Below are 17,131 nucleotides of genomic sequence, written 5' to 3'. Positions count from 1 at the left end.
TAGAGGGTCATGAGAGATTTCAACTTTTTTTCATCATATATAGATCGAAATAAGAAATCAAAAAAAAATAATATACTAATAATTTTAAGTATAACGATACTAATTATATCTATGGGTGGATTTACAATATATACGAATATTAAAATCAAAAAGTTAGAAGAAGAAAAAGCAAAGTATGAAGAGTATTTAAATTCGGAAAAAGTAGTTAAAGAGTTAGAAAAAGTGAATGAGAAAAAAGCAAAAATAGAAATTATGAAAAAATATTATAATGCAGTAAATGATATTAATATAGAAATTAATGAAGCAGATAAAATTAGTACTGTTTTAATGGATAGAATAGCCTTAAAACTACCTACAGATTTATTCTTAAAATCTATGAATATAAATGGATTAAATATAAATATACAGGGAGTAGCAATGAATAGAACTTGTATAGGTGAGCTTGAATATAACTTAAAGCAATTAGGTATATTTGATTCTGTTCATGTATCAAATATAAATAAAGAATCAGATGAATCTGAGAATTTCACATTTGCCTTGAAGTGTACATTGAAAGGCGGTGAAATGTAGTGAAATTAACTACAAGAGAAAAAATAATGCTGATAGTATTAGGATTGATACTTATCATAGGAGGATATTATAAATTTATATTAAGTCCACAGCTTACAAAGCTTGATAATATAAAACAAGAGGTAATAGATAAAAAAGCTGAGGTTCAGAGAGTAAAATTAGAAATATCTGAGAATAGTCCAGTTTATAAAGAGTTCAAAATCATAAATGCTAAAATAAAATCTATGACAAAACCTTTATTCCCAAGTATAAATCAAGAAAAAATAATAGTAATTTTAGATGACATGCTTGGAAAATCTAATATAGAAGGTAATTCAATTAGTTTTTCTGATATAGATGTTAATGAAATTGATGTGAAAAAAGCAGAAAAAAAAGATAAAGATTATTTAATTAAAAATCTATCAGAAGAGTATAAGGGTAATAAAAAAGAAAAAAAGGATGAAGCAAGTAAGGAGAATCAAGAAGATTTAGAGGAAAATAAAAATGAAACTGAAAAAATGACTGCAACAATTAGCTATAAAGGAAAATATAAAGATTTAATTACTTTCTTAGAGCATATAGAAACCTATGAGAAAAAGATACTTATAAATAATATTTCAATATCTAAATCTAAAAAAAATAATACAGATGAAGACGGAATTGTAACTGAGGAAAATAGTATAACAGGAAGTATTGCATTAGACTTTTACTCTGTTCCAAAGATTCATGAACAGGATGAAGAGTATCTAAAGTGGGATTTTGATAATGGATATGGAAAAGGTAATCCATTTGTTCCTTTTAGTGGGTACCATGAATATAATGAAAATAATAGAGTTATAAACAATGATTTTATTATGACTGTAAAACCTATATCTTCGGATCTTCCTACTGTGATAATGGGAAGGGCCATGGACAAGTTAGGAAGAAGCTATGTATACGCAGATAACCAAAACTTTGAAGATGTAGAATTTCAATTAATCCAAGTTGATAAAAAATATTATTATAAATATAAAACACAAGGAGAATCTTATCCTAAAGATTATGAAAATAATATGATAGAATTTGATCCTCATGGAACTGCTGTAAATATTAAGATTATAAGCAATAAAAGAAATAGTGAAGAAGATACTAGTGGAATAAATCTATCTTTAATTAACAAAACAAATTTAAAATTGAATGTAAATATTGATTATGAAGATGATAAAAATCCTAGAGTAAAAGTAGTTAATAAGCTTGGAAATGTTAAGGTGATAAAATGATTAAATGCAATAAAGGATTAACACTTGTTGAACTTGTTGTAAGTCTAGCCTTACTTGGAATTATTATTGCTCCATTATCTTCCTTTTTTGTGAATACAATAAAAGTAAATAAAAACTCAGAAAATCAAATGATTGCAAATCAATTGGCTCAAAAGTATATGGAACAGTTAAAATTCTCTAAAAACATAGTGTTTACAGATGAAGAGGGAGAATTAATGGAAGATAAAGATTATCCGAATTTTAGAATAACTCAAATAGTACAGGAGTATGAGCAAAATAAGAAACTTGTTAAGATTACAATAAAAGTTAAAAAGAAAAATAGTTATAATGAAGTTGAATTAGTAGGATTAAGAAAGACAGACTAGGGGTAGATATTATGATAAAAAAATTTTTAAACAATAAAAAAGGGTCTGCCTTAATAATGGTATTAATGTCACTTTCGGTACTGAGTATTTTAGGCACTGCAATATTATCTGCAAGTGTTATGAATTTAAAAATGAAAAAAATAGATATGAAATCAAAACAGTCTTTTTATATAGCTGAATCAGGGCTTGAAGAAGCATATGTTGTTATAGAAGAGGTAGTAGAAGAAGCTATAGATAAAGGAAAGAAAAAAGTAGAAGATGAGCTTGAAAAAAGACAAAGCGAAAATTTAAATGAAGATGGTAGTGTAAAAGATGAAGATAAGTTAAAAGAAGAAATGAAAAATTGGTTTGAAGAAGGTTATACAGAATATATAAATGAGAATATTATAAAAGATTTAGAACATTATTCTTATATTGATGATATTACAGTAAAAATAAAAGATAAAGATTCAATAACTGAATTTAGTAAAAGTAACGATGAATTTGAATTTGTTTTAGAATCTACTTCTCAAAAAGATAAGATTGAAAAAAAAGTTGAAAGTAAGTTCTTAATAGATATACCTGAATACGATATTTCTTATTCAAATAAAAAAATTGAAACTTTAAAAGAAAATGCACTTTGGACAAAAGCCTTATTATCAGATAAAGACATAATAGTAGAAGGGAAAAATGTAAAAGTAAAAGGGAACATATATGCATATGGTGATGAAATAAATTCTAATATTAAAAGCAAAGGAATTATAGTAGGATATGACGGTAATTTAGGGAGTTTAAATGTAGATGGAAGAATAGTAACAGGAGCATACCTTCAAACTGGAGAAGATAAGTCTACTATAGAAGTAATAAATAATGGAGAAGTATTTTGTAATAGCTTGTCAATTCCTAACGGGAATATAGGATCTAATATAAATATAAAAGGTGATGTAAATACATATGATGATATAGAACTAAATGGAAAAGACGCGAATATAAAGATTGATGGTAGCTATTATGGATTTAATGATGGAAGAAATGAAAGTACAGTACATGATAAAAGCAGTGGTATAGTTATAAATAATAATGATATAGGTACTGATAAATCTAGGATAACAATAACAGGATTGGGAAAAGGAAAAAGTTATGATAAAAATTATAAAGGTACTTTTATCGCAGGAACATCATATATAAAGCTTGATAATGATGAATATTATCAAACTGGAGAAAGTGTATCTGTTAAAGGAAATTATAAAGCTTATTCACAAGTATATTATGATGAAGATATTTATAATGAGATTAAAGATATGTATGAAAATGAAAATAATGAATATTATGAACATTATAGTGGAGATATAGAAGAAAATATAAGTTCAGAAGATATAGATTTTGATTATTTTTCACCATTAGTTTTAGTTAATAAAATAGACAAAGCTAAATCTCCTTTGTTTAAACAAAGAAAAAGCTACTTAACAGCAGTAAGTAAAGTTAAAAAAAATGATGATGTTTTAAATCTGGGTAAAGGGAATATAGATATTCAAAATGTAAATTATAGCATTGGAGCATATATACAAAATGATGAGATAAAAGATGAAGGACATCAATTAGAGTCTGATTCTAATTTTAAAAAGAATCAAGAAGAATATGATTTTTATGTAAATGCAATGGGAGATCCACAAGTAGATATAAATGATATTCTTAATAATGATGAAGATGATACTTTTGAAAAAAAATATATAGCTGATATGTGGAATTCAGGTAAAAAAGAAGAGACGAATAAAAAAGAAGGTTATGAAGAAGTAATTTATATAAACTTAAAAGCAAATAAAAACTATGAGTTAACAGGTGGAAGCAAAGAAGTAAAAAAAATAAAAGGAATAATAATAACAAACAAAGATGTTCATATATCAGGAGAAATTGACTTTGAAGGAACTATAATTACACAAGGAAATATTTATATACAAGGAAATGAAAATAAAAATTTTACTAATACTTACACAATTAATAAGATGAATAATTTTATACTAAATAAAATATCTCAAGATGAAGAAATAAGAAAAATGTTTAAACAAACAGGTGATAGCATAATAAAAGTTATATGTGACTTAGAAGGAAATTCTAATCAACCTACGCTATCAAGTATTATAACAGTTTCTGAATGGAAAAAGACAAAATAATGTTAAGAAGGGTTACAACTATGAAATATATTTATAAAAACAAGGGATTTACTTTAATAGAACTGCTTATAGTATGTGCTATAGCAGGAGTTGTAATAAGTGCAGTAGGATCATTTTTTATATCAAATTATAAAATCTTTTTTAGGTCAGAAAAGCAGATAAGAACACAAGAACAAGCTCAAAAGTCTGTAAATGAAATTGTAGATAAAGTTAGAGAAACAAAAGGCGTAAGAACAGTTGAAAAAGACTCAAATAAGTATTTGATAAAATTTAAAACTGATGCTGATGATTTGATAATTAGACATGATAAAACGAATAAAACACTATACTATGGAAGAGGTAAACAAGCAAATGCACAATTAGCATCAAATATAGAAAGCTTTCAAATTGATTCTATTCCAGATAGTCCATCAAAGTATGAAGATTGGATAGGGATTAAAATAAATATTACAGCATTAATTGATGATTATGACGTTTTAATTAAGGATGAAGTCTATTTCAGGAACAAGAGTAGATAAAAATTTAATTAAAAGGAGGGATTATTGTGAAAATTGGTAAATTTAAAAAAATAATAAGTATTATTATGATGATGTGTATGATAATAACTATGGTTACTCCTACGTATGCTGATAGAAAGAATTATGTAATAAGTGGATGTGTATGGGAAGATTCTGATGGAGATGGAATAAGAGACCTAAATGAAAATGGAATAGCTGGTATAAATATTTATTCTTATAATGGGAATGCCGATAAAAAAGAATGGAATTATGAAACAACTTCATCCTCAAATGGATATTATAGTGTTTCAGCTAAAAATTCTGGTAATGACAATATAATAAAAGTAGATTTAGATGAACTGAAGAATAAAGGATATAAATTAACAACAAATCAGCATGATTCAAAAGTAAATCCTACAAATGGAAAATCGTCTAAGATGAAACCTTCAACAAACATACATATAGGATTAGTAAAAATAAAAGAAGATACATCCCCATCTAATCTAATGGATATTAGTAGGTCTATTGATGAGGTGAAAATAAAAAAAGAAGATTATTTTGATATTAGGTATACTATAGCGCCTAAGCCAATTCCTATAGAACACGATAGTAGTAAGAAGGATATAATATTAGTTATTGATACTTCTGGAAGTATGAGATGGATTCCAACACAAAACAGAGAACCCTATTATTATAATGAAGATTCAAGATTAACTATAATAAAAAATGTTGCTAAAAACTTTGTAGATAAATTCGAAAACTCACAGAACTTCAATATTGGATTAGTAGAATATAGTAGTTATGGTTGTAAAGTAAGTGATATTATATCTGTACCATCTAGAACGCAAAATTTAAAAAGTAGTATACATGGATTAAGTATAGGAGGCGCTACAAATATAGGAGATGGAATTAGAACTGCAAAAGCAATGCTTGATGCAGATACATCTGCAAAAGAAAAATATATTATTTTAATGACAGATGGAGTACCTACAGCTTATAGTAGAGATATAAATGGAAGTCGTAATTATAATGATTTTACAGACGTATATAATCGTGATGCTAAATATAACAGAGAATATTATAGACGTTTAGATGATTATATGGGTTCAAATATAAATAATGTTATATATCATAATAAATTAAATGAAGTTAAATCAGCATATTATTTAGGAGATTACTTAAGTTATTTAGGAAATCAAGAGGGAGATGCGGCATCGTTAAATTATGCAAAAAATGTAGTAAATGAAAAAATCAAAAAATCAGATAATATCACATCCTTTTTTGTAGTAGGATTTGGTTTAGGAGCGGGTAGCAGTAATGAAGAAATAGCAAATGCTGCAGGAGCAAAAGGACATTATTATTCTAGTCAGGATAGTAATACTCTACAAAACCTATATAATCAATTTGCAGAAGAAATTTTAAATTCTATTTCAGGCAAGATTCATTTTGAAGAATGTATTACTGAACAAAATAATGAACAAGTAAGTGATATTTTGTATACAGACAATCTGCCAGAGGCTTTTTATGTAGATAATAACAAGATAATAGGAAATATGGATATAACATATAAGTTAAATCAAGAAAAAACATTATATGAAGCAGACCCTGTTTCATTTACAGTTCGATACAAATTGGATAAACAAGGCACATATATTTTTGGAGATAATAAAGATTCTTTTGCCAATATAGATATTTTGGATAAAAGTGGTAAAAGGTATTTAGAAGCTTTAAATATAGAAATAAAGGATAAGCCAAGAAAACCTACATTTACTCAAACTCCAACTGCATGGACTAATCAAAATGTTGAAGTGAGCATTCAGTACTCTAATGATTCGGAGAGAAGAGAGTATAAAATTGATGATGATCCATGGCAAACATATAACGGACCAATTACTGTAATGAGTAATGCAATAATTCAAGCTAGAGGAATAGATGAATTAGAGCAAGAGTCAATAGAAAGTATAAGCATAACAAATATAGATAAAGTGCAGCCTGTCGGAAATATTGCTATGAACCCAATTACAAACACAAATCAAGATGTAACATTGACTTTAACAGCAAATGATACAGGATCAGGTGTGAAAAGGGTACAAAAACCAGATGGAACATGGGTAGATGGAAGCAATACAACATATAAAGTATCTGAAAATGGAACATATACTTTCAATATTTTAGATGTAGCAGGAAATGTAGAAAGTGTAATAGCTACTGTTAATAATATAAAGAAAAATTTACCAGAAGTTAATATTAAAGTGAGAGATACTTCCGGAGCTAGAGATATACTTGATATAACTTCTGAAGATTTAAATAGAAGATATGATAAAATACTAAATCAATCTATAGAACTTCAGGGAGAGGGTTATGCAGATATAAGTTTTAAAGGAGAAGATGAAAATTTCTTTGAATACCAATTTATAAAAAAATCTGAAACACCTGAAAATATTCCAATTAATGGATGGAATAGAATGGATTTAAATGAAGAAACGATAAATGAAGATGTTGTTGAAGAAAAGCAAGGATATTTAAATAAAAGAAGTTATGATGTAAGCCATGGCATAGGAGTAGGCTCAGGAACCAGTGTTGCCGATGCTAATGAACAATTTTGGTATCACTCAGAGAAAGTATTTAAGAATCCACTAGATACAACAAATTATATAGAAGCTTCTTATTCAACATCAAAAGAAGATTATGGTAGTTGGGAAACGTATACAAAAAGAGATGGAATAGAGAGTAGAATATGGAAAACAAATTCTATTTTCCTAAATAATATGTGGATTGATAATAATTATAGAGAAGCTTCAAAATTCTGGGGATACATTAAAGTAGATAATACAGGAGATTATAAATTTGGAGCACATTCAGATGACGGATGTAGAGGTTATATAACAGCTAATGGAGAAACTAAAGATTTTGTTAATATGTTTGGACTTCAAGGACGTAATAGTCAAGTTGGAACTACTAATAATGTATATCACTTAGAATCAGGTAAATACTATCCAATTTATTTAGAATATTTTAACTGGGGAGGTTCTGCTGCCTTTGAAATGAAATATTCTAATAATGGTTCAACATGGAATAGAGTACCTAAAGGTTGGTTCTATCCATCTAAAGATATAACGCCAGGAGAATATGCTAAAACTATATTTACTGGAAACGAGGGTGTAAAATTCCCAACTGAATCAGGAGATTACTATATTGCCTTTAGAACAGGAAAAGATGGAGATGTTACTAGAGAAGGTATATACGGAGCATTTACAGTTGAAGGAAAAACAGAGCTTACAATATCTAAATCAGTTGTAGGTGGAGATAAAGTACAAGAAAGAAATAATTTCACATTAGAATATATAATTGAAGTTCCTACAGAAATACCAGCTATAAGCACTTTTAAAGAAAATGGAGTATATAAAGATAAGATATCTTTAACTAATATACAAATAACAGATGAATATCCTCAATATATAAATATAGAAAATGATTTGATTTCAGAACAAAAGATTATAAAATATATTAATGATATAGAATTCATTAAAGATACAAGTAATGGTGAAACTGTATATAGATATCAAGGGGGTCCAATAAAGGTTGAAGTTAATTTAAGTGCTAAAAAACCAGGAAATTATGTTTTAAGTGAAGACAGTAAATCAAAAATAACTTTCACTGACTTTAATGGAAAAGCAAATAGAGAGCAGGAATTTGATCCAATTAATATAACTGTTGTTGAAAATGAAATTGAAATAACAACAGGAATGTTTATTAATGGAGAATTTAAGGATAATAGTAATGTCAATCTAGTAAAAGGATTCGATATAGACTTAGGTGTAGAAATAAAAAATATTAAAAATCAGGATATAGTTTTAGAAATTGAAGATGAAAATAAAATAGATATTTCTAATATACAAGTGAATACGGGAAAAGACAATTCGGATGTTGATATTATAAAAGAAGAAAATAAATTTAAAATTAAAACGTCAAATAGAAACAGTGAACAAAAAAGCAACTACATGATAAGTTATAATGTAGAGGGTATTAGCATAGGTACTACTACTATCAAAATAAAAGCTAGTTCTGAAGAAAAAACACATAAGGTCAATATTGTACCACTTCCTAATTTAGAGTAAATTGTAACATAATATTTAAAAGAATAAAGAGTAAACAAAATATACGTCTACTCTTTATTCCTTTTTTATCTATATGAAACAATAAAAGGATATTTATATATACTTATAGAAATATATACTAAGGAATATTAGCAACATACCAAAAATATGAAGTGATTTTGTAGAATGTTTTGACAAACAATGATATAATACAATATTGTATCTCAATAAAAGCAAATGAATAAAATGTGAGGGAGGAAACACAACTTGGTAGGAAGAAATGATTTATGCCCATGTAATAGTGGAAAAAAATATAAAAAATGCTGTTTAAATAAAGACAAAAAAAATTCTATGTTACAACAAAAAGTTGATTTTTCACAAAAACACGATATAAGTACAACTCAAAAATTATATGCTTATTCTAGAAAAGATAAGTTCTATGATGAATATATTGGTGCACAAAACAAATTCTATATTGTAGATGATAAAGAAATAAACTCTAAATTCAATTCATTCTTTAATACATACTATCTTCAAGATTATATAACTAGTGAAAATAAAACTATAGCTATATCTTTCTTTGAAGAAAATAAAAATAAATTAAACGTAATAGAAAAGAATATATTAAAAAGTAAATTGAAATCATACATAACTATATATAAAATCTTAAATATAGAAGAAGATAAAGCATTACTTAAAGATTTAATACTTGATAAAGAAACGTATATAGAAGATATAAATGTATTAAAGGATTTAAAAGTTGGAGAATTAATAATAGGTAGAATGGCTAATGTTGTAGAAGTTAATAAGTTTATAGATACAGTATTATCTATATCTGAAAAAATTAAGGACGTTATAATAGCTGATATTAATAATATATACGAAAAGAATAAAGATGTTTATAAGCAGATGGAAACATTCTTAATATATAATACGAATATATTCTATAAGTATATACAACAATTAATAGATCCTCAAATAGGAGAATACTTAAAAGAAAAGAAAAACGCTTCTAATACAGAAGTGAATAATATGGAAGAACAAGTAGATACTAAAAAAATAGATGATTCGAAAGAAGAGTGTACAGTTAAAAATCTTATAACAGAAAATATAGAAGATGCTTATAAAGAAGTTGCTTTAACTATATGGGAAGAATACAAGAACAACAATGAAGTAAAAGGAACTGAAAATGGATGGGCTTCGGCAGTTGAATACCATGCTAAAAAAGAAGATGGTGTAAATGTAACTCAAAGTGCTATAGCTAAAAAATACAAAGTAAGTCCAAGTACTTTAGGGAAAAGATATAAAGAAATAAAATCAATACACAAAATATAACATAGATTGTATTATAAGTACTGTGATATAATACTCATATATGGTAAGTGTTTTGATAAATATGTAGAAAGAGGGATAATAATGAGTCTAACTTTAGGAAAAGAAATAGCTGTTTCAACTAGTTATATAAAATCAAACCCTGCTGTACCTATTTATAAAGGCGAAGAAACATTTGAAAACTTATTTGGTATGATATATCACATAGAAATAGGCTTTTATGAAGGTAATAACGAAAAAATAAAAGAATACATAATAATAGATTTTAAAGAGTACACTTTATCAAAAGAAGATAAAGAAGCTTTACTTGATAGAGCTAAAGAGTACTGTAAATCAAAAGGAAAAGATTTAGAATCTAATGTTGAAATATTCTTATTAGATAATGAAGAAACTGAAAGTTTCGTAGAAAAATTATTTGACAATATGAAATTTATAAGAGGGTTAACTACTAAAAGAGGTTAAGCCTCTTTTTTTATGTGAAAATAACAGAATATTCAAAATTAACTAAAAATGATATAATTATACTAAGTAAAGGGGGGGTTAGATGAATTTCAATAAGATAAGTGTAAGATTGATTTCTGTTTCTGTATTATTAATATTACTTCCGATGATATTAGTTGGATATTTTTCATATGACAGAGCAGCTCAAATAATAACTCAAAGTGAGCTAAGCAAGAGTAAAACCGCTATAAAACAATTGAATGATAATCTTAACTTAGAGCTAGACAACAAGTACAAGATATTTCAAGGGCTAAATCAAGCTGTTAAAAAAACTGCTGATGAGGAGATATTAGAATTATTTAAAGAATTTAGTCAAAATAATAAGGATATTTCATTTGTTTACATAGGACACCTAGATAAAACTATGCAAACTTACCCTACGGTCGAGTTTCCAGAAGGTTATGATCCTACTCAAAGAGGATGGTATATAGATGCTATGTCTAGCGATAAGCCTGTTTGGTCAAAAACGTATATAGATGCTGTTACAAACAAGAATATAATAACATTATCGGTGAAATTGTACGATTCCAATAATAATGTAAAAGGAGTTTTGGCGGTAGATATACAACTTGATAGTATAGGAGAGTTGACAAACAGTATAGATTTAGGAGAGGGTACAGGCATTATAATAGGAGATCATGAAGGTAAAATAGCGTTTTATAAAGATGAATCTAAGATTGGAACTGATTTAAAGCAAACCCCGTGGGGAATGCAAATATATGAGAAGAAAAAGGGCAGTATAGAATATAAATCAAAAGATGATAAAGAAATAATAAGAGGAGAAAAATACATAACATTTTATAACAACGATACAATAGGATGGCAGATAATAAATGTGTTTGATAAACAAATAATGGAAAGTGGGACTCATTCTATTTATAAAATTTCCTTAATTGTAGGAATACTAACAACTATAGTATCTATTATAATAAGTATATTTATATCATTTGGGATAACTAAACCTATAAATGAAATAGTAAACACTATGGATGAAGTTGGAAGAGGAAACTTTACTATAAAAAATAAATTGAAGACAAATACAGAAATAAAATTAATATCCAAAGGTCTTAATAAGATGATAGAAAAAATAAAAAATCTGGTAATAAACGTTGAAGATATATCAAAGAGTACACAGAGTATATCTAGCGATTTAGTAGATATATCTTCAACAACGTCTATGTCTATAAATGAAGTAGCTCAAGCTATAGATGAAATAGCAAGAGGAGCAACTTCACAGGCTAGTGAAACAGATGGATCATTATCAAAGATGAAGGAACTTGGAGACTTTATAGATCAGGCATCTAATATGGCTGAAGATATGTCTGTTAATTCTGATAAGGTAAAAAATTTCAATGAAATAGGTATTCAAACTATAGCATTATTGAAAGACAAAAATATAGATACATTAAACATAGTCAAAAGTATTGAAAATCAGTTTAAAGAACAGTTATCAAAATCTACGAAGATAAATAATATAAGTGAAACTATAACTCAAATAGCAGAGCAGACAAACCTATTGGCTTTAAATGCTACAATAGAGGCAGCTAGAGCAGGAGAACATGGTAGAGGGTTTGCAGTTGTAGCTGATGAAGTAAGAAAGTTATCAGAAGCTACTACACAACAAGTAAAAGAAATTGCAGAAATAGTAAATAACATTCAAATAGAGACTAATGAGACAAGTAAGATTATGAATGACGCATCTTATATAATTGATGGGCAGAATGAAGTCGTAGAAAAAACAGAAAAACTATTTAAGGATATAGATGATATTACTTGTACTATGATAGAAAAAACTATTGATATAAAAGACATGTTGGAAAATATAAATATAAGCAAGGTTGAATTTGTAGATTCTATGGAAAAAATAGCATATGTAACGGAAGAAACAGCAGCATCTACGCAGCAAGTATCTGCATATGCAGAACAACAAGTAATAGATATAGAGAAATTGAACAATTTAGCTAAAAATCTTAATTCTAGTATTGATGAATTGACTAACAATATAAAAGAATTTAAAATAAGATAAATGCATTATAAAAGTCATGTTATTATAAAAAAAGATATGGCTTTTATTTCTAAAACTCCATTTGAATCAAGTTTCCCTTTATAGATAATAATGATAAGAGAACAAAAATATCAGTTATTTTAGACGAATTTTTTATTTATTTGCAAACAATAATATATATGATATATACTACATATAGCATTTTATAATTGAAGAGGAGTGGATAATATGGATTTTATAGGAATAGAAGAAATACAACCGTATGAAAATATGTATAAATACAAAATATTTGAGTATGATGATGTAATAGAATTAGGAAATGAAGAAAAATTTGTATGTGATCTAAGATTTATAAAATTAGATATAAATTCTTTGTACAAAAACAAGGGCATAGATGAAAGTATAGGATATGCTGTCGTTGAAAATTTATCTAAAAATATAGAAATACCGCATCAAAATCTCGAAAAAAAGATAAAAAGTTTCATAATGCAAGAAATTCCTTTAATAAACATGAAAGAATCGTCTATAAATGTAATTTTCGGTCTAAATAAATAAAATGAATGTTGTTGATTTTTACCTCATCATGGTGTAAATTTATAAAGGGGGAGGGGCTTGCATGCAAAGTATGAAGGATTTACAGATGAATATAGAAGTAACTAGAGAAAGACTGAATAAATTGATAGAGAATAACAATTTTAAGCTTGTTAATAAAGAAATAATAGATTTAAGTCAGGAATTAGATGTTTTATTAGATAATTATGTTAAATTGAAGAAGAGTAGTATATTGTCATGAAATAAACGAAGGCATTATATATTTACATATAAAAATTGAAAGTCCTATTTATAAATATATGAGTAGTATTTATGAATAGGGCTTTCAATTTGGGAAATTTTAAATAACAAAAACAAATGAGAAAGGACAATAAATATGATAAGAATATCAAACATAAAGATGGATATAAATGAGGATATTAAAAGTATTAAGGAGAAAATATTAAAAAAACTTAGAATAAGGGAAGAAGAATTAATAGAATATACAATATTTAAAGAATCAATAGATGCTAGGAAAAGAGGAAAGATAAACTTTATATACACAGTAGATGTTAAAGTTAAAAAAGAAAATAATGTACTTAAAAAGATAAAAAGCAATGATGTGAAACCGAGTCCAAAGCTTAAGTATAAAAATGTAGAAATGGGAAGTGAAGAATTAAAAGAAAGACCTGTTATTGTAGGAATGGGTCCTGCTGGATTGTTTGCTGCATTAATACTTGCTCAAAGAGGCTATAATCCTATAGTTTTAGAAAGAGGAATGGATGTTGATAAAAGAACTGAAGATGTAAACTTATTTTGGAACTCAGGGAAAATAAATGAAGAGTCCAATGTTCAATTTGGAGAAGGAGGAGCTGGTACTTTTTCAGACGGTAAATTGACTACGAGAATAAAAGATCTAAGATGCAGAAAAGTTCTTGAAGAACTAGTTATATCAGGAGCACCAGATGAAATACTTTACTCTCATAAACCTCATGTTGGAACGGATATATTAAAAGAAGTTGTAAAAAATATGAGACAAAGAATAATAGAACTTGGCGGAGAAGTTAGATTTGGTTCAAAGGTTACAGATATTATAGTTAAGGGCGAATCAATAGTTGGTGTTAAGGTAAATGATGAATATAAAATAGATACTAGTATAATTATACTAGCAATAGGTCATAGTGCTAGAGATACTTATGAAGTCTTAAATGATAGAAATATAAAAATAATTCAAAAGCCATTTGCTATAGGTGCAAGAATAGAACATCCACAGGTAATGATAAATGAATCTCAGTATAAAGAATTTTACGATTATCCAAGACTTGGAGCTGCAGACTATAGACTGATTTACCATACGGAAAAAGGAAGAACTACATATACATTCTGTATGTGCCCTGGTGGAAGCGTTATAGCATCATCATCATCTAAAGGAGAGCTTGTTACAAATGGAATGAGTGAGCATTCAAGAGATAAACAAAATGCAAATAGTGCTCTTTTAGTAAATGTAGGTCCTGAAGATTTTCGAAGTAATCATCCGTTAGCAGGAGTATACTTCCAACAAAAATATGAAAGACTAGCATTCGAATTAGGAGGTAAAAATTATAAAGCACCAATTCAATTGGTAGGTGATTTTTTAAGTGATAAAGAATCTACTCAAGTAGGAAGCGTAAAGCCGTCTTATAAGCCAGGATATACCCTTACAGACTTAAGAAAGTGTCTTCCTGATTTTGTAGTTGAAGCAATGAAGGAAGGTTTGGTAAATCTTAATAAAAAGTTAAAAGGATTTGCACTAAATGATGCAGTACTAACTGGTGTTGAAACTAGATCATCATCTCCTATAAGAATAGTAAGAGATGAAGAAAGTCTTGAATCTATAAATGTATTTGGACTTTATCCTGCTGGAGAAGGAGCTGGATATGCAGGAGGAATAGTATCTGCTGCAGTTGATGGAATAAAAGTTGCAGAGAGTATAATAAGCAAATATCAGAAAAAATAATATAAAATCAACAAATTTAATCAAAAATTAACAATTTTAACATTTATTTAACAATTCTCTTGTTGAAATTTGGTACAATTATACAGTAAAAAGCATAGATTACAAATTCAAGGAGGACTAATAATGGCTATAAATATAGCACTAGGTATACTTGGTGGATTAGGTTTATTTTTGTATGGAATGAATTTAATGGGAGAAGGTCTTCAAAAAGCAGCTGGAGAGAGATTAAAGAAGATAATAGAAATGTTAACTAGCAACAGATTTATGGGGGTATTAGTTGGCGTATTTGTTACAGCTATTATCCAAAGTAGTAGTGCAACAACTGTTATGGTGGTTGGATTTGTTAATGCAGGCATAATGCAATTAACTCAAGCTATAGGAGTTATAATGGGGGCCAATATTGGTACTACTATGACAGCACAGCTTGTGTCATTTGAGTTAACACAGTTAGCTCCTGCTGCAGTTGGTATAGGTATGGTAATATATTTATTTGCAACAAAACAAAAAAGCAAACAATTAGCCGAAATATTAATAGGGTTTGGTATATTATTTATAGGTATGGACTTTATGAAGGATGCAGTTAAGCCTTTAAGAGAGTTTCCAGCATTTAGAGAAATGTTAGTTGGATTTGGGAATAATACATTTTTAGGAATTTTTATGGGGTTTGGGTTAACTGTTATACTTCAAAGTAGTAGTGCATCTATAGGAATATTATTAGCGCTTGCATCAGAAGGATTATTACCATTATCATCTGCACTTCCTATATTATATGGAGAAAATATAGGAACGTGTATAACAGCTATCTTATCGAGTATAGGAGCAACAAAAAATGCTAAAAGAGCAGCTATTATGCATTTGATTTTTAATTTATTAGGATCATTAATATTCGCACTTATATTGAGCAAACCGATAATGAGAGTTGTAACTAAGATAAATGCAACTGATGTAGCAAGACAAATAGCAAATGCACACACATTATTCAATATTGTAAATGTTGTGATTTTATTCCCGTTTGCTCCATTTATAGTTAAATTAGTTATGAAGATATTACCTGAGACGGAAGATGAGAATAATAATAGGGTGACTAAGTATTTAGATAATAGAATACTTGAGACACCATCTATAGCACTAGCAAACACTATAAGAGAATGTCTACACATGGGTAATATAACTAGAAAATCTTTGGAAAATGCTATGAATGGATTCTTTGACTGGTCAAAAGAAGAAGCTAAAAAAACATTTATAAAAGAAAAAAAGATAAATGCATTACAAAGGGAAATTTTAGAATACTTAGTTAAACTATCTAATAAAGCTATATCTGTAGAAAATAGAGAAGTAGTAGATGGTTTGTTTAATACTGTAAATGATATTGAAAGAGTAGGAGATCATGCAGATAATATTGCAGAGTTAGTTGTTGAAGGAATAGAAAAAGATATACCTTTCTCTAAGGAAGCTATATATGAGCTTAGAACTATGTTTGAAAAAATTATGGAAATTTATAAAAACTCATTAAAATGTATGAAGAACAATGATATAGAGTTAGCCTTTAAAGTAATCGCAATGGAAGAACAAATAGATATAATGGAAAAATCATGTAGAACAACTCATATAAATAGATTAAATAAAAGCTTGTGTAATCCAGAAAGTGGTATAATGTTCTTAGAAATGATAAGCAACATGGAAAGAATAGGAGATCACTCATCTAATATAGCAAGAGCTGTAGTAGATGCACAAACTGTAAAACAACATTAATATATATTAATGCCTCGTTATAAAAAACGAGGCTTTTTTTTACTTAAAAACCAAGATTGATAAAGCGTAACTTAATTCAGATGAAGTTTTAGAATTT

13 protein-coding genes are annotated in these 17,131 nt (G+C 27.5%); all 13 read left to right on the top strand.

Translation table 11 applies throughout. The features are described from left to right. Positions 1–9: 9 nt before the first annotated feature. The 13 genes from M2214_RS13700 (at position 10) to M2214_RS13640 (ending at position 17,034) form a co-directional block, all read left to right on the top strand. On the top strand, positions 10–570 hold the full coding sequence (locus M2214_RS13700; RefSeq protein ID WP_248479735.1) for a PilN domain-containing protein: 561 nt from the start codon (positions 10–12) through the stop codon (positions 568–570). After that, the gene (locus M2214_RS13695) at positions 570–1,808 is read left to right on the top strand and encodes a hypothetical protein (protein WP_248479733.1); all 1,239 of its coding nucleotides are present in this window, start codon (positions 570–572) and stop codon (positions 1,806–1,808) included. Before M2214_RS13700 ends, M2214_RS13695 begins: the two co-directional genes overlap by 1 nt. Next, a complete protein-coding gene (locus M2214_RS13690; protein ID WP_248479731.1) occupies positions 1,805–2,173 on the top strand; it encodes a PilW family protein in 369 nt (122 codons plus the stop codon). The genes M2214_RS13695 and M2214_RS13690 overlap by 4 nt, the downstream gene beginning before the upstream one ends. 11 nt (positions 2,174–2,184) lie before the next feature. Next, positions 2,185–4,323, top strand: coding sequence for a pilus assembly PilX N-terminal domain-containing protein (locus M2214_RS13685; protein ID WP_248479729.1), 2,139 nt, complete (start codon positions 2,185–2,187; stop codon positions 4,321–4,323). Between the two features lie 20 nt (positions 4,324–4,343). Continuing rightward, entirely contained in the window at positions 4,344–4,841 is a 498-nt protein-coding gene (locus tag M2214_RS13680) for a PilW family protein (protein WP_248479727.1), read from the top strand. Positions 4,842–4,867: 26 nt separating this feature from the next. Next, the gene (locus M2214_RS13675; RefSeq protein ID WP_248479725.1) at positions 4,868–8,938 is read left to right on the top strand and encodes a VWA domain-containing protein; all 4,071 of its coding nucleotides are present in this window, start codon (positions 4,868–4,870) and stop codon (positions 8,936–8,938) included. Between the two features lie 246 nt (positions 8,939–9,184). Then, positions 9,185–10,252, top strand: a complete 1,068-nt coding sequence (locus tag M2214_RS13670) for a YecA family protein (RefSeq protein WP_248479723.1) — start codon at positions 9,185–9,187, stop codon at positions 10,250–10,252. 81 nt (positions 10,253–10,333) lie between these two features. Continuing rightward, positions 10,334–10,711, top strand: a complete 378-nt coding sequence (locus M2214_RS13665; RefSeq protein WP_248479714.1) for a hypothetical protein — start codon at positions 10,334–10,336, stop codon at positions 10,709–10,711. A gap of 82 nt (positions 10,712–10,793) precedes the next feature. Next, positions 10,794–12,776: a methyl-accepting chemotaxis protein gene (locus tag M2214_RS13660; protein ID WP_248479712.1), complete on the top strand. Its 1,983-nt coding sequence runs from the start codon at positions 10,794–10,796 to the stop codon at positions 12,774–12,776. A gap of 207 nt (positions 12,777–12,983) precedes the next feature. Next, the gene (locus M2214_RS13655) at positions 12,984–13,310 is read left to right on the top strand and encodes a hypothetical protein (protein ID WP_248479710.1); all 327 of its coding nucleotides are present in this window, start codon (positions 12,984–12,986) and stop codon (positions 13,308–13,310) included. 61 nt (positions 13,311–13,371) lie between these two features. Next, positions 13,372–13,548: an aspartyl-phosphate phosphatase Spo0E family protein gene (locus tag M2214_RS13650; protein WP_248479708.1), complete on the top strand. Its 177-nt coding sequence runs from the start codon at positions 13,372–13,374 to the stop codon at positions 13,546–13,548. Positions 13,549–13,683: 135 nt separating this feature from the next. Further along, positions 13,684–15,282, top strand: a complete 1,599-nt coding sequence (locus tag M2214_RS13645) for an NAD(P)/FAD-dependent oxidoreductase (protein ID WP_248479706.1) — start codon at positions 13,684–13,686, stop codon at positions 15,280–15,282. Between the two features lie 123 nt (positions 15,283–15,405). Then, positions 15,406–17,034: a Na/Pi cotransporter family protein gene (locus M2214_RS13640; RefSeq protein ID WP_248479704.1), complete on the top strand. Its 1,629-nt coding sequence runs from the start codon at positions 15,406–15,408 to the stop codon at positions 17,032–17,034. Positions 17,035–17,131 lie beyond the last annotated feature (97 nt).

Origin of the sequence: Tepidibacter aestuarii, assembly GCF_934924865.1 — a bacterium.
GTDB classification, from domain to species: Bacteria; Bacillota; Clostridia; order Peptostreptococcales; family Peptostreptococcaceae; genus Tepidibacter_A; species Tepidibacter_A aestuarii.
The sequence above is the reverse complement of the archived record's forward strand: the minus strand, read 5'-3'. Positions and strand labels throughout refer to the sequence as shown.